This is a genomic window from Sanguibacter sp. HDW7, from assembly GCF_011300875.1.
GTDB lineage: Bacteria > Actinomycetota > Actinomycetes > Actinomycetales > Cellulomonadaceae > Flavimobilis.
The window spans coordinates 2,997,638-3,015,191 of sequence record NZ_CP049862.1; the positions used below are offsets into that span (position 1 = coordinate 2,997,638).

The 17,554-nt window shown below is 72.1% G+C and carries 15 protein-coding genes; 6 read left to right on the top strand and 9 right to left on the bottom strand.

The window, feature by feature from the left end; genetic code table 11:
* Positions 1-193: 193 nt before the first annotated feature.
* Positions 194-952 carry a GNAT family N-acetyltransferase gene (locus G7063_RS13575; protein ID WP_166414865.1) on the bottom strand — a complete coding sequence of 253 codons (759 nt, stop codon included), beginning with the start codon at positions 950-952 and terminating at the stop codon, positions 194-196.
* A 353-nt stretch (positions 953-1,305) separates the two neighbouring features.
* Between G7063_RS13575 and G7063_RS15340 the strand changes: the two genes are divergently transcribed.
* From G7063_RS15340 to nirD, 5 genes are all read left to right on the top strand, one after another.
* Positions 1,306-1,728, top strand: a complete 423-nt coding sequence (locus G7063_RS15340) for a rhodanese-like domain-containing protein (protein ID WP_240916102.1) — start codon at positions 1,306-1,308, stop codon at positions 1,726-1,728.
* Positions 1,725-2,939 (top strand): O-succinylhomoserine sulfhydrylase, encoded by a 1,215-nt coding sequence (locus G7063_RS13580; protein ID WP_240916103.1) that lies wholly within the window; start codon positions 1,725-1,727, stop codon positions 2,937-2,939. Before G7063_RS15340 ends, G7063_RS13580 begins: the two co-directional genes overlap by 4 nt.
* Before the next feature lie 605 nt (positions 2,940-3,544).
* Positions 3,545-4,336 carry a hypothetical protein gene (locus G7063_RS13585; RefSeq protein ID WP_166414867.1) on the top strand — a complete coding sequence of 264 codons (792 nt, stop codon included), beginning with the start codon at positions 3,545-3,547 and terminating at the stop codon, positions 4,334-4,336.
* Positions 4,337-4,561: 225 nt separating this feature from the next.
* Complete coding sequence (gene nirB, locus G7063_RS13590; RefSeq protein WP_166414868.1) at positions 4,562-7,207, top strand: nitrite reductase large subunit NirB; 2,646 nt, start codon at positions 4,562-4,564, stop codon at positions 7,205-7,207.
* Complete coding sequence (gene nirD, locus G7063_RS13595; protein ID WP_166414869.1) at positions 7,204-7,536, top strand: nitrite reductase small subunit NirD; 333 nt, start codon at positions 7,204-7,206, stop codon at positions 7,534-7,536. The genes nirB and nirD overlap by 4 nt, the downstream gene beginning before the upstream one ends.
* A gap of 215 nt (positions 7,537-7,751) precedes the next feature.
* Here the strand turns inward: nirD and G7063_RS13600 are convergent, their stop codons facing one another.
* Positions 7,752-7,919, bottom strand: coding sequence for a heme biosynthesis protein HemY (locus tag G7063_RS13600; protein ID WP_166414870.1), 168 nt, complete (start codon positions 7,917-7,919; stop codon positions 7,752-7,754).
* Positions 7,920-8,067: 148 nt separating this feature from the next.
* On the opposite strand from G7063_RS13600, the gene G7063_RS13605 reads away from it, so the two are divergent.
* Complete coding sequence (locus G7063_RS13605; RefSeq protein ID WP_240916104.1) at positions 8,068-9,915, top strand: glycoside hydrolase family 13 protein; 1,848 nt, start codon at positions 8,068-8,070, stop codon at positions 9,913-9,915.
* A gap of 176 nt (positions 9,916-10,091) precedes the next feature.
* On the opposite strand, the gene G7063_RS13610 is transcribed toward G7063_RS13605, so the two are convergent.
* From G7063_RS13610 to purS, 7 genes are all read right to left on the bottom strand, one after another.
* The gene (locus G7063_RS13610) at positions 10,092-11,099 is read right to left on the bottom strand and encodes a LacI family DNA-binding transcriptional regulator (protein WP_166414871.1); all 1,008 of its coding nucleotides are present in this window, start codon (positions 11,097-11,099) and stop codon (positions 10,092-10,094) included.
* A gap of 33 nt (positions 11,100-11,132) precedes the next feature.
* On the bottom strand, positions 11,133-12,011 hold the full coding sequence (locus G7063_RS13615; protein ID WP_166414872.1) for a sugar ABC transporter permease: 879 nt from the start codon (positions 12,009-12,011) through the stop codon (positions 11,133-11,135).
* The gene (locus G7063_RS13620) at positions 12,008-13,618 is read right to left on the bottom strand and encodes an ABC transporter permease subunit (protein ID WP_166414873.1); all 1,611 of its coding nucleotides are present in this window, start codon (positions 13,616-13,618) and stop codon (positions 12,008-12,010) included. Before G7063_RS13620 ends, G7063_RS13615 begins: the two co-directional genes overlap by 4 nt.
* A 64-nt stretch (positions 13,619-13,682) precedes the next feature.
* The gene (locus G7063_RS13625) at positions 13,683-14,954 is read right to left on the bottom strand and encodes a maltose ABC transporter substrate-binding protein (protein ID WP_166414874.1); all 1,272 of its coding nucleotides are present in this window, start codon (positions 14,952-14,954) and stop codon (positions 13,683-13,685) included.
* A 393-nt stretch (positions 14,955-15,347) separates the two neighbouring features.
* A complete protein-coding gene (locus G7063_RS13630; RefSeq protein ID WP_166414875.1) occupies positions 15,348-16,454 on the bottom strand; it encodes a GNAT family N-acetyltransferase in 1,107 nt (368 codons plus the stop codon).
* The gene (gene purQ, locus G7063_RS13635) at positions 16,451-17,164 is read right to left on the bottom strand and encodes a phosphoribosylformylglycinamidine synthase subunit PurQ (protein ID WP_166414876.1); all 714 of its coding nucleotides are present in this window, start codon (positions 17,162-17,164) and stop codon (positions 16,451-16,453) included. The genes G7063_RS13630 and purQ overlap by 4 nt, the downstream gene beginning before the upstream one ends.
* Positions 17,164-17,412 carry a phosphoribosylformylglycinamidine synthase subunit PurS gene (purS, locus tag G7063_RS13640; protein WP_102509941.1) on the bottom strand — a complete coding sequence of 83 codons (249 nt, stop codon included), beginning with the start codon at positions 17,410-17,412 and terminating at the stop codon, positions 17,164-17,166. The genes purQ and purS overlap by 1 nt, the downstream gene beginning before the upstream one ends.
* Positions 17,413-17,554 lie beyond the last annotated feature (142 nt).

Genomic DNA, 17,554 nt, shown 5'->3' on the forward strand with positions numbered 1-17,554 from the left:
GTCTCGTGCGCCCCGACAACCCAGCAGAGTCGGGCAGTCGGGCAACGTCGCGCCCATGCACGGCTCGCCGGGACGCACCCGGACGCGCGCGACCTAGTCCTCCCGACGCGACCTAGGACGTCTGCAGCACTATCTCGAGGCCACAGGACTACCTCGGCCGGAGAGGACTATCTCGCGCGGGCTGGGCGGCCGCTCAGCGCTGCGGGCGCGGGCGTCGGGCCTTGCCGCGCAGTCGTGGGCCGCGCCACCGGCGCGACGCCGTGCCGGCGCCGACCGCCCCGGGGACGTCGAGCGCGACGTCGTCGGACGACGAAACGTCACCCACCGACGCGCCGACGGCCGCGAGCTGCGGGCCGCCGAGCTGCCCCTCGATGGCGCGCAGCGGGTCGATGCGGGCGATCAGTCGCTCGCGCACGCCCGGCCACTCGGTCGCGAGGATCGAGAACATCACCGAGTCGACGCGCGTGCCGTCGGGCCCGTCACGGAAGCCGCGCAGCGTGCCCTCGCGGGTCGCGCCGAGCCGCTCGATCGCGGCGAGCGAGCGCGAGTTGCGGGCGTCGGCGCGCATGGCGACACGGAAGACGTCCATGTGCTCGAACGCGTGCTCCAGGAGCAGGAACTTGGCCGCGGGGTTGATGAGGCGTCCCCACACTTCGCGGTCGTAGAACGTGCGGCCGATCTCGACGCGTCGGGCCTCGGGATCGTGCGCGACGAGCGCCGTCGAGCCCCGCACCTCGCCGCTGATGGCGTCGATGACGGCGAAGGGATAGCAGCCCTCGAGCGCGAGGGAGTCCTCGATGTAGTTCATCATGCCCACCTCGCCCTCGGGCAGGGGTGTGCTCATGCCTGCCCACAGGTCTGCGTCGACCATGCGGGCCAGGTCGCCGACGTGCTTCTGCGTCAGCGGCTCGAGGCGAAATCCGTGCCCCGAGAGAGTGCGATCGTGCTCCACAGCGAGAAATAAGAACACACCTCGGGCGCTGTGCCAACACCCGCGCGACGAACTGTGGGGAGACATCGCGAGACGCCACCTGCGGACAGGCCCGAGAAACCTCGGGAGCCGCAGAATTCCAACGCTCCGACGACTTCACCCGCGACACCCCGGCGACGCTCGTCACACGCTCCCGCACACCCCTCGGGCGCCCCGTCCGGCCACCGGGACGCACCGTGTCCGCAGGACGGAGCACCGGTAGCATCCGAGGCACCATCCAGAGCGGCCGAGTGACGTGGCACGACGACGCCGCAGCAACCCCCCGGACCGGGTCAGGGTGCTCCCGCCACGGCCGATGCCGAACGGAGAACGCCATGCCCTACGCAGGAGACGTCACCCCCCACGACGCCTGGGACCAGCTGACGATCGACCCCCGGACCGTCCTCGTCGACGTCCGGACCGTCGAGGAGTGGCTCGAGATCGGCGTGCCCGACTCCCCGAGCGACGACAAGCCCGTGCACTTCGTCGAGTGGGCGACGAACGACGGCCCCAACCCGCGCTTCCTCGCACAGCTCGAGGCCGCGGGCGTCGCCAAGGACGCGACGGTTCTCTTCATCTGCCGCTCGGGCGGCCGCTCGATCGCCGCCGCCGAGGCTGCGACGGCCGCCGGCTGGGCGTCTTCGTACAACGTGCTGCAGGGCTTCGAGGGCGACTTCGACGCGCTCGGCGGCCGCAGCGTCAACGGCTGGCTCAACGCAGGCCTCCCGACGACGACGTACGCCGGGCCCGCGGAGTGAGCCGCGGCCCGCTGCCCGAGGGCCTGCGTCCATCGACGCTCGCCGTCCGGGGCGGCCAGGAGCGCACGCCGTACGACGAGACCGCGGAGCCGCTGTTCCTCACGCAGGGGTACGTCTACTCGACCGCGGCGGAGTGCGAGGCGGCGTTCACCGAGGAGATCGACCGCTACGTCTACTCGCGCTACGGCAACCCCACGGTGACGAACTTCGAGGAGCGGCTGCGGCTCCTCGAGGGTGCCGAGGCGTGCTTCGCGACCGCGACCGGCATGTCCGCGGTGTTCACGGCGCTCGCAGCCGTCTGTCGCCAGGGCTCGCGCGTCGTCGCGTCGCGCGCGCTTTTCGGGTCGACGCTCGTGGTGCTCAACGACATCCTCGCCGGCTGGGGCGTCGTCACGGACCTCGTCGACGGGCACGACGTCGAGCAGTGGCGCGCGGCGCTCGCGACGCCGGCGGACGTCGTCTTCTTCGAGTCGCCGTCGAACCCCATGATGGACGTCGTCGACATGCGCGCGGTATCCGACCTCGCGCACGCGGCGGGCGCGATCGTCATGGTCGACAACGTCTTCGCGACGCCCGTCCTGTCGCGGCCGCTCGACTTCGGCGCGGACGTCGTCATCTACTCCGCGACGAAGCACATCGACGGGCAGGGGCGCGTGCTCGGCGGTGCGATCCTCGGCTCGAAGGAGTTCGTCAAGGGACCGGTGCAGCACCTCGTGCGGAACACGGGTCCGACGATGTCCGCGTTCAACGCGTGGGTGCTGCTGAAGTCCCTCGAGACAATGCCGCTGCGTGTGCGCGCGCAGTCCGCGGCAGCGCTCGAGATCGCGACGGCGCTCGAGGCCGACGACCGCGTCGGGCAGGTCCGCTACCCGTACCTGCCCTCGCACCCGCAGCACGAGCTCGCGGTGCAGCAGCAGTCGGCGGGCGGCACGGTCGTGACGTTCGACCTCGCGATGCCCGAGGGCACGACGCCCGAGCAGGCGAAGGAGCGGGCCTTCCGCTTCCTCGACGCGCTGCAGCTCATCGACATCTCGAACAACCTCGGCGACGCAAAGTCCCTGGTCACGCACCCGGCGACGACGACGCACCGTAAGGTCGGCGCGGCGGGCCGCGCGGCGGTCGGCATCGGCGAGACGACGATCCGCTTCTCGGTGGGTCTCGAGGACGTCGCAGACCTCCTGGCCGACGTCCGCCAGGCCCTCTCGGCATAGCGCGAGCACCCGGACACCGCACGGCGCCGCTCCCCTGCACGGGGCGCGGCGCCGTCGGCGTCTCTCCCCGGCGTCGCCGCCCCGACGCGGCGGCTGGGCGGCCCGCGCGCGGCGGCTGGGCGGCCCGCGCGCGGCGGCTGGGCGGCCCGCGCGCGGTTTTCAGGCCTGCACGCGGGTCTGAACCTGCGCGTAGGCCTGAAAACCGCGTGTAGGCGGTCGGCGCAGCGGCTGTCGTGGGGCGGTAGGGGCGGGATCAACGGGAGCCATCGCACCGGATGGCGGGCACGCGCGGCTGTCCACAGCGCAGCAGCCGGTCGGGCCGTCCACAGGATCCGGTCCCCGCCCCACGCACAGCGCGGCGCGTCGTGTGTCATGCGGGGATGCAACGTCGTAGCCCGACGGTTCCCCTCCGTCCGCCCACGCTTCCACCCGTCCTGCTCGCGGCCCGGCACCCCGCGACGACCGTGCGCACGCATGCGCGCAACGGGACGTGGACGAGGCTGCGTCCCGGGGTCTACATCCCGACCGATCTGCTCGACACTGCCGCAGCCCGCTTGTCGCCAGGCCCAGCGGCAACGCCGTCACCCGCAGCGCGTGCACGGGCGTTGGCCCTCGCGCGGATCTCCGCACTCGTCGCGCAGGCCGCACACCGTGGCGACGAGGTGACGCTCGTCCGACAGAGCGCGGCGCTCGTCCACGGCTTCGACACGTGGAGGACACCTCCGACCACGCAGATCGCCCGCTCCCACACCTCCGGCCGGGGACTGGGTCCGGACGTCAGCGTCCACACGGCGCCGCTCGCCGCCGACGAGATCGTCACGGTGTCCAGCACCCGAGCGACGGGCATCGTCCCCACCGTCATCGGTGTCGCCAGGTTCGGTTCGGTGGCCGACGGGATCGTCGTGCTCGACCGTGCGCTCCGCGCCGGTGTTCCGCGCGAGGCCCTCGCGGAAGCGGCAGCCCGCTGCGCGCGGAAGCCTGGATCGAGACAGGCACGTGAGCTCGTCTTGCTCGCCGACGACGGCTCCGAGTCGCCATGGGAGTCGTGGACCCGTGTCCACGCGCTCGCGCTCGGGATGCCTCCACCCATGAGCCAGCTGCAGATCGTCGCCGAGGGCAACGTGTTCTACGCCGATCTTGCCTGGCCAGAGTGGCGGGTCGTCGTCGAGTTCGACGGATACATGAAGTACCGCGACCACCCGGGTCTCGACGATACCGAGATCCTCCTCAAGGAGAAGGAACGGGAGGACGCAATCCGTGCCGCAGGATGGGTCGTCGTCCGGGTGACGGCCAAGGCCCTTCGGCACCGCGGCCTCTTCGAGGCACGCCTCCGTCGGGCACTGCCCCCGCACGCAGCGCGGCTCCTCACGCCACGCCCGCACCTGCTCCTCCCCTGAGGGCCTCTCCCGCGATCCCGCACAGCCGGGCGTCCCACGCGCACACGCGGTTCTCAGTTCTGCACGCGAGTTCAAACCCGCGCGCAGAACTGAAAACCGCGTGCAGGCCGCCCGCGCGCTCCGGGGAGGGAGGGAGGGGCCGGGCGTGGGGCAAAAGGTCCCATCATTCCTCCGGAGTCGCTCGGTTGAATTAGCCTGTCAGCCGGCCAGCAGGAGGAGAGCCCCATGACCGTCGTCTCGCCCGTCCGTCCCGCCGTCGGACCCAACGACCCGGGTCGGGTCGTCGTCGTCGGCGCCGGTATGGTCGCCCACCGTGTCGTCGAGCAGATGCTCGCGCGCGGCGAGGCCGCGGCCTGGGAGATCACCGTCCTCGGGGACGAGCCGTACCTCCCCTACGACCGCGTCCACCTCTCGGAGTTCTTCGACGGCCGCGACGCCGACGCCCTCGCGATGGGCCCGTCCGTCTGGGACGACGCGCGCGTCACGCTCCGCACGGGCGACGCGGTCGCGAGCATCGACCGCGACGCCCAGGAGATCCTCACGCGCGCCGGCGTGCGCGTCCCGTACGACAACCTCGTCCTCGCGACCGGCTCGTGGGCATGGACGCCGCGCACGACGGGCATCGAGCTGCCGGGCGTCGTCTCCTACCGGACGCTCGACGACGTCACGGCGCTGCGCGACTGGATCAGCGCCCGCGAGCAGCAGCTCGGCCGGCCGCTGCGCGGTGCGGTCGTCGGCGGCGGCGTCCTCGGCCTCGAGGCGGCGAGCGCCCTGCAGCGCCTCGGCGCGCACGCGACGGTCGTCGAGTTCGCAGACCGTCTCATGTCGGTGCAGCTCGACGAGGGCGGCGGCGAGACGCTGCGCGTCCGCATCGCCGACATGGGCGTCGACGTGCGTCTCGGCACGGGTGCGACGCGTCTCGTCGCGGCGCCCGACGGCGCTGTGGGCCTGCTCGTCCTGTCCGACGGGTCGACGCTCGACGTCGACGTCGTCGTCTTCTCCACGGGCATCCGTCCGCGCGACCGGCTCGCGCGCGAGTCGGGCCTCGCGATCGGCGAGCGTGGCGGCGTCGTCGTCGGCCCGACGTGCCGCACCTCCGACCCGCTCGTGTGGGCCGTCGGCGAGGTCGCGTCGTACGAGGGCGTGTGCGCGGGGCTCGTCGCGCCGGGCAACGCGCAGGCGGACGTCGTCGTCGACCAGCTGCTCGGCGGGACGTCCGAGTACGCGCCGGCGCCCGAGGGCACGAAGCTCAAGGGTGTCCTCCACGACGGCGTGCCCGTCGAGGCCGCGTCGTTCGGCGACGTCAACGCGCTCACGCCCGGCGCGCTCGAGGTGACGTTCGCGGACCCGGTCGCGAAGACGTACAAGAAGCTCGTCGTGTCCGACGACGCGCGCACGCTGCTCGGCGGCGTGTTCGTCGGCGACGCGGCGCTCTACTCGAGCCTGCGGCCGATGCTCGGCCGGAACCTCGGCGCGGACCCGAGCGCGTTCCTCGCCCCCGAGGGTGGCGCGGCGGTCCCGAGCGCGGACCTGCCCGACGACGTCGTCGTCTGCTCGTGCGCGAACGTCACGGCCGGCACGGTCCGCGGCGCGGTCACCGAGCACGGCTGCACGTCCGTCGCTGACGTGAAGAAGTGCACGAAGGCGGGCACGGTGTGCGGCTCGTGCGTGCCGCTGCTCACGAAGCTCGTCAACACCCAGCTCGAGGCGTCGGGCGTCGAGGTGTCGCACGCGATGTGCGAGCACTTCGCGATGACGCGGGCCGAGCTGTTCGCGCTCGTGCGCGCCGAGGGCCTGCGGACGTTCACCGAGGTCGTCGCGGCGCACGGCACGGGTCGCGGCTGCGTCGTGTGCAAGCCCGTGGTCGCCTCGATCCTGTCCTCGCTCGGTGTCGGTCACGTCCTCGACCGGGCGAACGCGCCGCTGCAGGACACGAACGACCACGCGCTCGCGAACATGCAGAAGGACGGCACGTACTCGGTCATCCCCCGGATCCCCGGCGGCGAGATCACGCCCGAGAAGCTTGCGGTCATCGCGGACGTCGCGCGCGAGTACGGCCTCTACACGCGCATCACGGGCGCGCAGCGCATCGGCATGTTCGGCGCGCGCCTCGAGCAGCTGCCGCAGATCTGGAAGCGGCTCGTCGACGCGGGCATGGAGTCGGGCCAGGCGTACGGCAAGTCGCTGCGTGCGGTGAAGTCGTGCGTCGGGCAGTCGTGGTGCCGCTTCGGCGTGCAAGACTCCGTCGGCATGGGCGTGCAGCTCGAGCTGCGGTACCGGGGCCTGCGGGCGCCGCACAAGTTCAAGGTCGGCGTCTCGGGCTGTGCGCGCGAGTGCGCGGAGGCCCGCGGCAAGGACGTCGGCGTCATCGCGACGGAGCGCGGCTGGAACGTGTACGTCGGCGGCAACGGCGGCTTCACGCCGCGGCACGCGGAGCTGCTCGCGGAGGATCTCGACGACGGGATGCTGCTGCGCGTCATCGACAGGTTCCTCGCGTACTACATCCGTTCGGCCGACCGCCTGCAGCGGACGGCGCCGTGGGTGGCGGACTATCCGGGCGGGATCGTCGAGCTGCGCAAGGTGCTCGTCGACGACACGCTCGGGATCTGCGCGGACCTCGAGGCGTCGATCGCCGAGCACGTCGAGGGCTACGAGGACGAGTGGGCGGCGACGCTCGCGGACCCGGCGCGCCTCGCGCGCTTCGCCTCGTTCGTCAACGCGCCCGACACCCCTGACCCGGACCTCGCGTACACGCCCGAGCGCGGGCAGGTGCGCCCTGCGCGCCCGGGCGAGGCCTCGGACCCGAACCCTGTCATCGCGCGGACCATCGCGGTCCGCCCGTCGGACGTCGAGCTGGAGGATGCGCTGTGAGCACGTGGACCCCGGTGTGCGACCTCTCGGCGCTCGACCCCGAGCGCGGCGTGGCGGCTCTCGTCGACGGCGTCCAGGTCGCGTTGTTCCTGCTCGACGACGGGCGTGTGCTCGGCGTCGCGAACCACGATCCCTTCTCGGGGGCGAACGTCGTCTCGCGGGGGATCGTCGGGTCCCGCGGTGAGCGCACGACCGTGACGTCGCCGATGCACAAGCAGGTGTGGGACCTCGTGACGGGTGAGTGCCTCGACGCGGCGGGCAAGGAGCCGGTCGACCTGCCGGCGTTCCCGGTCGAGGTGCGCGACGGGGTCGTGCACGTCGGTTCCTGAGAGACGTCGGGTACGCGTGTCGCAGGGGTGACATGCGTGCCCGGCCCGTCGCTGTGACGGCGCGGGCAGGTGGGGTCGGGACCGGACGCGGGAAGGTGCGCGCGTCGACGAGGACGTGCGCGACCGTGCCGGGCGCGGTGACGCGCCCTTGAGCGCGCGCCCCGCTGTCCGCGGGGCGCCCGTGCATCCCGCGAGGGACGACGCCCTCGGGTGCGTCAGGCGTGCCTGAGCATCCAGTCGGCGTTCGCGTCGCGCCCGCCGTCGGGGTCGGGTGCGGCCTCGACCTCGACGGTCGCCACGACGTCGCGGAGGTCGACGGGCTCGGGTAGGTGCCGGAATCGGGCGGCCGGGTCGGGACCGCCGTCGGACGTCGCGTTGGTCATGCCCCGAGCGTACTGCGCGACGCCCTGACCGGGTCTTGCAGGTTCTTTCAGAATCTGAAACTTCTTGCTAGCGTGGGCCTCGGCACGGCGGCCACCCGGCCGCCTCCACGTCCGCGCCACGCGCGCCGCTCACGAAGGCACCGCACCGATGCGACTCCACACCCTTCCCCACCACGACGGATCCCAGCTCTACAGCCCCGGCGACACGACCGACACGGGAGGCCGCCGCACCGTCCGCGTCCGCGTCCCTGCCGGCTTCGGCCCGGTCGCGAGCATCGTCCTGCGCGTGCTCGTCGACGGCGAGCCCCGGTTCTCGCGCATGACCGCCGAGCCCGCCGAGACCGAGGCGGGCGCCACCTGGTGGTCCGGCGACCTCACCCTCGACAACGCCGTGACGACGTACCGCTTCCTCGTCAACCGCGCCGACGGCACCGCCGTCTGGCTCAACGCCGAGGGCGTCGACGTCATCGAGCCCGTCGACACCCAGGACTTCCGCGTCACGACGTTCACGCGACCGCCGGCCTGGGCGACCGGTCAGGTCCTCTACCAGGTCTTCCCCGACCGCTTCGCGCGCTCCGCGGCCGCGGCGGACCGCGAGGCGCCGTCCTGGGCGCTCGCCGCGGCCTGGGACGACGAGGTCGTCCACACCGGCCCCGACACTCCTCGGCAGTACTTCGGCGGCGACCTCGACGGCATCACCGAGCACCTCGACCACCTCACCGACCTCGGCGTGACGCTGCTCTACCTCACGCCGATCTTCCCCGCCCGCTCCAACCACCGGTACGACGCGTCGACGTTCGACGAGGTCGACCCGCTGCTCGGCGGCGACGCCGCCCTCGTCCGTCTCGTCGAGGCCGCGCACGCGCGCGGCATCCGCGTCATCGGGGACCTCACGACGAACCACACGGGCGACGCCCACGAGTGGTTCCTCGCCGCGCACCACCAGCCGGCCGCCCCCGAGGGCGAGTTCTACTACTGGAAGGACGCCGCGCACGACGACTACGTCGCGTGGGCCGACGTCCCCTCGCTGCCCAAGCTCAACTGGAACTCCGCCGAGCTCCGACGACGCTTCGTCGAGGGTCCGACGAGCGTCGTCGCCCGGTGGCTCCTGCCCCCGTTCAACCTCGACGGCTGGCGCATCGACGTCGCCAACCAGACGGGTCGCCTGGGCTCGGACGACCTCAACCGCGAGGTGCAGCGCACCGTCCGCGCGACGATGGACGCCATCTCCCCCGACACCGTCCTCTACGCGGAGTCGACGAACGACGCGAGCCGCGACTTCGACGGCGACGGCTGGCAGGCACCGATGAGCTATGCCGGCTTCACGCGTCCGCTGTGGCACTGGCTGCGGCGCGGGGAGCCGCGACCCCACCACCACTTCGGCATCCCGTACGAGATCGAGCCGCGCTACACGGCGGCCGAGCTCGTCGCGAGCTACCGGCGGTTCACGGCGGCGTTCCCCTGGCCAGTGCGGCAGCTCGCGATGAACGCGATCAACACGCATGACACCCCTCGGTTCGCGGAGCGCGCGGACGACGAGGCGCAGCTCGTCGCGGCCGGGCTCTCGCTCACCCTGCCCGGGACCCCCGTGCTGTTCGCCGGGGACGAGTTCGGCCTGTCGGGCGTCAACGGTGAGGACGCGAGGGCGCCGCTGCCGTGGGGCTCGGAGCCCCGGCTCGGCCCTGCGTACCGCTCGCTGGCGACGCTGCGCACGGGCTCGGCCGCGCTCCAGGACGGCGCGCTGCGCTGGCTCGACGCGGACGACGACGTCCTCGCGTTCACGCGGGAGACCGCTGAGGAGCGCATCATCGTCGTCGCGGCGCGCGCTGCGTCAACCCTGACGCTGCCGGCGTCGGCGACGGGTCAGATCCTTGCGGCGGTCCTGACGTTCGGCGACGTCACCGTCTCGACGGACGCCGACGGGCTCACCGTGGCGACGCACGGACCTGCCTTCGTCGTCCTGCCGACGGCCTACCCCGGCCCGTCGGCCGGCTGACGGGCGAGGCCCGCGCTCGAGGGAGCAGCACGACCCCGCCGGGAGGACGCGCCGAGGCGCGCCCCCCGGTGGGGTCGTACGCGTAGAGGGGTCAAACGCCCAGCGGGGTCGCACGCCCGCAGGGGTCGCGCACCCCTGGAGCTCGGGGCCAGGCCGCGCCATGCGCGCGGCCCGCGTCAGCGAGGGGCGGGGCCGCTCGACTCGCGGACCACGAGCTCCGGCTGGAAGACGTACTCGGTGCGCTGCGCGTGGACGGAGTTCATCTCACCGACGAAGGCGTCGGCGATGGCGATCGACATCGTCGAGACCGGCTGGCGGACGGTCGTGAGCGGCGGCCAGGAGTGGCGGGCGACGACGGAGTCGTCGAAGCCGACGACAGAGAGGTCCGCGGGGACGGCGAGCCCCTGGCGTCGGGCCTCGGCGAGCACGCCGACGGCGACGAGGTCGCTGCCGCAGACGATGCCCGTGCACCCGGCCTCGAGCAGCGCGCGGCCGGCGTGACCACCGCCGTCGTCGGAGAGCGGTCCGTGGACGACGACGACGTCCGCGTCGTCCCCGAGCGCTTCCACGACGGCCTCCCGGAAGCCCTCGACGCGGCGTCGCGCGGGGACGGACGTCTCCGGGCCCGGTGAGAGCCCGAGCCGCACGTGACCCATCGCGACGAGGTGGCGCACCGCGAGCTGCGTGCCGGTGCGGTCGTCGATCGAGAAGAACGGGGCGTCGATGCCCGCGCGGTACCCGTTGACGAAGCCGAGCGGGAGCCCGAGCTCGCGGAGCTCCTCGTAGCGGGTCGTCGGCGCGGTGGCGTCGGCGTGACGCCCTGATACGAAGAGGATGCCGGCGGCGCCGGCCTCGACGAACATCTCGACGTACTCGTCCTCGTGTAGGCCGCCCTCGGCCTGCGAGCCCACGAGCGGCGTGAAGCCGCGCCGCGCGAAGTTCGGCCCGAGGGCCTGCGCGAAGGCCGGGAAGATCGGGTTGGTGAACTCCGGCAGGACGAGCCCGACCGGCCGTCCGGTGCGTCGACGGAGCCTTGGCGGCCGCTCGTAGCCGAGGACGTCGAGCGCGGTGAGCACGGCCTGCCGCTTGGCGGGGACGACGCCCGGCCGATCGTTGAGGACGCGGCTGACCGTGGCCTCGCTGACCCCGGCGTGCGCAGCAATGTCAGCGAGTGTGGCGCCCATGCCGGGAGTCTAGCGTCGGCGGGACCGGCCGGATCACTTGACCGCGCCCGCGGTGAGCCCGCCGACGATGTATTTCTGCAGGACGAAGAAGAGGGCGACGACGGGCAGGGAGGCGAGCACCGCTCCGGCGGCGAAGATCGACCAGTTGGCTGACGTCTCCTGCGACACGAACTGGAAGAGCCCGACGGCGAGGGTCTGCTTGTGGGGGTCGGTGAGGACGACGCTTGCGACGACGAACTCGCTCGACGTCCCGATGAACGACAGCAGGGCGACCACCGCGAGGATGGGCGCGGACAGCCTGAGGACGATCGTGAAGAAGATCCGCGCGTGGCCGGCGCCGTCGAGCTTGGCGGCCTCGTCGATCGAGGCGGGCACCGTGTTGAAGAACCCGTAGATGAGGTACGTGTTGACGCCCATCGCGCCACCCAGGTAGACGAGGATGAGCCCGGCGTGGGTGTCGAGGCCGATGCCGGGGAAGATGTCGCCGATCGTCGTGAGCAGCAGGAAGATCGCGACGACGCCGAGGAGCTGCGGGAACATCTGCACGAGGAGGATGCTCACGAGCCCGACGCGGCGCCCGCGGAAGCGCATCCGTGAGAACGCGTAGGCCGCGAGCGCGGCGAGCAGGACGGTGCCTGCGGAGGCGACGACGCCGATGTACATCGTGTTGACGAACCAGGCGCCGTACGGCTGCGCGGGGCGGTCGAAGAGGTTGATGTAGTTGGCGAGGTCGACGCGGCTGAACAGGCTGTTCGACCCGACGAGGCTCCCGTTGGGGTTGAGCGACGCGGAGACGACGTAGAGGATCGGGAAGACTGCGACGACGGCGACGAGCGTCGCGGCGGCGTGCTTCGCGACGAGCGCGACGGTCGCGCGATGACGGCGCGGCGCGGGTGCGTGGCTTGTGCTCATCGGTGGGTGTCCTCCAGGGACCGGGTGCGGCGGAAGCTGTAGATCGCGAAGGCGGCGACGAGCGCGAAGATGATGATGGAGAACGCGCTCGCGAGCCCGTAGTCGCGTCCGCTCGTCTCGCCGAAGGCGACCTTGTAGACGAGCGTGATGAGGATGTCGGTGGAGCCGACGTTCATCTCGGTCGTGATGTCCTGCGGCCCGCCCTCGGTGAGCATGTAGATGAGGTTGAAGTTGTTGAAGTTGAAGGCGAACGAGGAGATGAGCAGCGGCGCCATCGTCACCATGAGCAGCGGCATGCGGATGCTCATGAGGCGGCGCCAGGCTCCGGCTCCGTCCATCTCGGCGGCCTCGACGTAGTCGCTCGGGATGGACTGCAGCGCTCCGGTCGCGACGAGGAACATGTACGGGTACCCGAGCCAGAGGTTGACGAGGAGGATCGACACCTTGGCGAGGAGCGGGTCGGTGAGCCACGGGATGTCGGCCCCGCCGAGGAGCGTCTGGTTGATGAACCCGAACTGCGGGTTGAGGAGCCCGGACCACACGAGCGCGGAGAGGAACGGCGGGAAGGCGTACGGGAGGATGACGAGCGCGCGGAACGTCCTGCGCAGCCGCATCCGGGGGTCGTCGAGGAGGAGCGCGAGCAGGACGCCTGCGGCGAAGGTCGAGGCGACGGAGACTCCGGCGAAGACGAAGGTCCACACGATGACGCCGAGGAGCGGGCCGCGGATGGACTTCTCGGTGACGGCGCGCGTGAAGTTGTCGAAGCCGACCTCGATCTTCCAGCCGGGCATGATCTCGGTGCCGTCGGGGTCGGTGAAGGCGCCGACGCCGGTGTCGGCGTAGACGGTGCCGGTCTCACGGTCGGTGAAGGTCCCGGTGCTGGGGTCCCAGTCCATCGTGGCGGCGTAGCGGTAGGCGGTGGACCCGTCCTGGGTGCGCAGGGCGCCGGCCTCGGGGTCGTCGGAGAAGGGGACGCTCGTGGCGGCGATGCGCTGCTGGTCGGCGATCATCGCGGCGAAGTCGAGGGTGCGGTAGCCGTCGAGCGCGACGGGGGTCCTGCCGTCGAGGCGTGCTCCGTCGACGCTCTCGAGGGGGCGGTCGGCCCCGCCGAGGAGGACGGTGCCGTCGGGTGCGGCGACGAGGAAGGAGAGCTCGCCGTCGCGCTCGAGGACGCTCATGGGGTAGCCGGGCGAGTCGGGGACGCGTGTGAGGGACTTGCTGAGGATGACGGCGATGGCGTCGTCCTTCGTGCCGACGTGGCCGTCTCCGTAGTTCGTGAAGGCGATGTAGCCGGAGTAGACGATGACGAAGAGCTGGAAGAGCAGGAGGAAGACTGTGCCGGGCACGAGGTACTTCGCCGGGAGCCAGCCGCGGCGCAGGTAGACCCAGTTGACGAGGGCTGCGGCCACGGCGGCGGTGATCGCCAGGGCGACGTGGTCGGCCGCGAGGAGCGTGAGGACGGCGTAGACGACGAGGGCGTCGAGCACGCCGAGCAGGCCGATCTTGACGAGGGCGGCGCGGGCTGCCCGGCCGGGGGCGATTCGCACCCGTGTGGACGGCAGGGGCGCGTCGCCGGTCGGCGTCCTCGGGGTCGTGGTGGTGGTCATGGGGGGTGCTCCCGTGGTGTGAGCCGGACCCGGGGCGCGACGTGCGCCCCGGGTCCGGGTCGTGTCAGCCGGCGATGTCGTTCTGGATCTTCGTGGCCATGTCGGCCCAGGCGGTGGCGGGGTCGCCGGCCTTGCCGTTGACGAGCGCGGCCTCGGTCGCGCCCCAGTAGTTCCAGACGGCGCCCATGGCGGGGATGCTCGGCATGGGGACGCCGGTGAGTCCGACCTTGCCGAAGGCGGCGACGTCGGGGTCGGAGGCCGAGGCCTTCTCGAACGCGGAGGTGAGCGCCGGGGGTCGGCCGCCCGCCTCGAAGAGTGCGAGCTGCACGTCCTCGGAGCCGAGGTACTTGACGACGAACTCGTTCGCGGCGAGAGCGTTGGTGGACTTGGCGCTGACGAAGAAGCCCTGGACGCCGACGAACGGGGTGACGTCTCCGCCGCCTGCGGACGGGATGGCCTCGATCGCGTAGTCGACGCCCTTGTCCTTGAACGTCGGGAGGTTCCAGGGTCCGGAGATCATGTACGGGGACTTGCCCGCGGCGAACTCGTCGCGGGCGATGTCACCCGTGATGTTCGTGTTGAGGGCGCCCTGCTTGCCCCACTCGACGAGCTTCGCGGCGAACTTCTCGCCGCCCTCGGACCCGATGAGGAGCTGGGAGGGGTCGTAGCTGCCGTCGCTCGCGGTGCCGAAGAGGGGGGCGCCGAACGAGGTCTGCAGGGGGTAGAGGTGGTAGGGGTCGGACTCGGGCCCGGAGGGGACGAGGACGGGGTAGGTGGCGTCGCCCGCGTCGACGATCTTCTTGCCTGCGGCGACGAGCTCGTCCCAGGTGCCGGGGGTGGAGTCGGCGAGGGCGGTGTTGCGCAGGAGGGCGACGTTCTCGAGCGAGACGGGGAGGCCGTAGCTCGTCCCCTCGTAGCTCATGGCGCGCAGGGAGACGTCGGAGAAACCTGCGGCGGCGTCACCGAGCTCGAGCGGCGCGACGACGCCGTTCTGGACGAAGAGGCCGAGCCAGTCGTGGCCGCCGATGATGACGTCGGGGCCCTTGCCGGTGGGGACCTGCTTGACGAAGTCCTCCTTCATGACGTCGCCGTATTCCTTCTGGACGAGCTTGACGGCGATGCCCTTGTCGGCCTCGAAGCGCGCGGCGATGTCCTGGAGCTCGACGGCCCGGTTGGCGTCGACCCACACCGTGAGCGTCGCGGCGGGCCCCGAGGGGGTCGTCGCGCCGGTGGTCGTGGGGTCGTCCGAGGCGGTGCTCTGGGAGCAGCCGGTGAGCACGGTGGCGACGAGGCTCCCGGCGGCGAGCGCGGCGACAGCGATCCTGTTCACCTTCATTGGTGATGCCTTTCTGCGATGGTCTCGGGCCGCGGCTCCCGCGCGGCAGCCCCTGGGGCGTCCGTCGCGTGCGGGGTGCGACGGCGCATCGCGACCAATATGGCAGAGCGTTGCCGTCGCTGCAAGACCTTTCAAGCGAGACCTTGCCGATCGATTGCAACGATGCCGTAACGTTGCGCAGCGTTCAGGGGCGCCCAGCCGACGCAGATCCCACAGGAAGCGCGGAACCGCAACGATCCCGGAGGCTGCGCGCCGGTCTCCACCTCGGAGGCGTGCGCCGCCGCGGGCCGCCCTGCGGCGATGGACGGGACGACGCCTCCTTGCAGGAGTCTGAAACGAGATTCACGTGCTGCGATCACGAACCATGCGGTGCGGACCGCCGCAGTGCCCGGCTCAGAGGCCGAGCTCGAACCACAGCGCCGTCGGATCCTCGCGCTGGGCTCCTGACGGGTACGCGGGCCGGAACCCGAGCGACCGGTAGAGGGTGACCGCTGCGGGCTGCCGGATACCGGTGACGAGCTCGAGCCTGGTCGCCCCACGCTCCCGCGCGGCGGCTGCGAGCGCGGTCATGAGGATGCGCGCGACCCCCCAGCGCCGAGCCTCACGGGCGACGTAGACGCGGACGACGTCGAGCGTCCCGGCCGGCGCGTCGTCGTGCCCGGGCTCGACAGCGTGGGCGCAGCCGACGACGTCGCCGCCCCGGCGGGCGACGAGCGTGATCGCCGCGCGACGGCCGAGCGTCGCGTCGAAGGCGGCCACGCCTCCGCCGTCCTCGATGAGGTCGGCGAGGTGCGGATAGTCGGGCACGATCTCCTCGCGGAGGAAACGCTCGCGCAACGCCACGGCGGCGGGATCGTCCCAGGTCGTCGGGACGACGGTGACAGGCAGCGGCAGCTCCTTGGCGAAGCAGCGGGAGTCGTGCTCGCCCCAGAACTCCCCGTACTGCTCGATCGGCAGGTAGCCCTCGCCGAGGTAGAGCCCGATGGACTCCGGCTGCTGGGTGCCCGTCTCCAGGACGATGCGCCGCACGCCGAGCGCCGCCGCGCGCGCCTCTAGGGCACGCAGGACGAGTCGGGAGAGGCCGCGTCCCCGGTGGCCCGGCGCGACGTAGAGGCGCTTGAGCTCGGCGGTCCCGGGACCGTGGACGATGCCCGACGGGTCGTCCGCGCCGGAGAGGTCGCGGAGCGCGCCGAAGCCGGCCGGCTCTCCGTCGACGCGCAGCAGGACCGCGGCGACGACCGTGGCGGGGTCGACACCGTGCGCGGCCTCGTCGGTCGGGCCGGGGACCTCCCCCGAGTCGTCGGCACCGGGGGCGTCGTCGTCCGAGGGGGTGTCGTCGTCCGAGGGGGTGTCGTCGTGCTGGCCGTAGCGGACGGCGATCTCCGCCTGCTGCTCGGCACGCAACCGCGCGCCGTCGGCGTCGTCCCAAGGGACGTCGTCGAGCGTGAGGGCCGCAGGGAGCACCCCGACGGCCGAGGCGCCGGGGTGCTCGGCGGTCATGCGTGGACGAGCGAGGAGATGACCGAGGTGAAGAACCGCAGGCCGTCCGTGCCGGCCTTGGCGCCACGCTCGGAGTCGGGGCCGAAGCCGGCCTCGACGGCGTGCTCGGGGTGCGGCATGAGGCCGACGACGTTGCCGCGGGCGTTCGTGATGCCGGCGATTCCGCGGCGCGAGCCGTTGGGGTTGTCGCCCTCGTAGCGGAACGCGACGCGCCCCTCGCCCTCGAGCTCGTCGAGCGTGCGCTCGTCGGCGACGTACTGGCCGTCCTGGTTCTTCAGCGGGATCGTGATCTGCTCACCCGCCGTGTACTGGTTGGTCCACGGGGTCGTGGCGTTCTCGACCCTGAGCACCTGCTCGCGGCACACGAAGTGCAGGTGGTTGTTCTTGATCATCGAGCCCGGCAGCAGGTGCGACTCCGTGAGGAGCTGGAAGCCGTTGCAGATGCCGAGGACGGGCAGGCCGCCGTGGGCGGCGTCGACGATCTTGTCCATCATGGGCGCGAAGCGCGCGATGGCGCCGGCGCGCAGGTAGTCGCCGTAGGAGAAACCGCCGGGCAGGACGACGGCGTCGACACCCTGGAGATCGTCGTCCGCGTGCCACAGGGCGACGGCCTCGGCGCCCGCGAGGCGCACGGCACGTGCGGCGTCGCGGTCGTCGAGCGTGCCGGGGAAGGTGACGACGCCGATGCGGGCGCCGGACGCGGCGGCCATCAGCTGGCGTCCGCGACGCGGACGACGTCCTCGATGACGGGGTTCGAGAGCAGCGTCTCCGCCGCCTCCTGCGCGGCGGCGAGGATCTCGGGGGTCACGGGACCCTCGACCTCGAGCTCGAAGCGCTTGCCCTGGCGGACGCTCGTGAACTGGGTGAAGCCGAGGCGGGGCAGCGCCCCGACGACGGCCTTGCCCTGCGGGTCGAGGATCTCGGGCTTGGGCATGACATCGACGACAACGCGTCCCACGGGGTGCTCCTGAGGATCTCGCGGACGGTGCGTCCGACGGTCGGGAGGGTTTCGCGGCCACTCTACCGTCCCTCCCCGGGACGCCGGGAGCGCGCTCCGGGGCATGAGACGACCCCCGACCCGGAGCGAGGGACATGTCCGA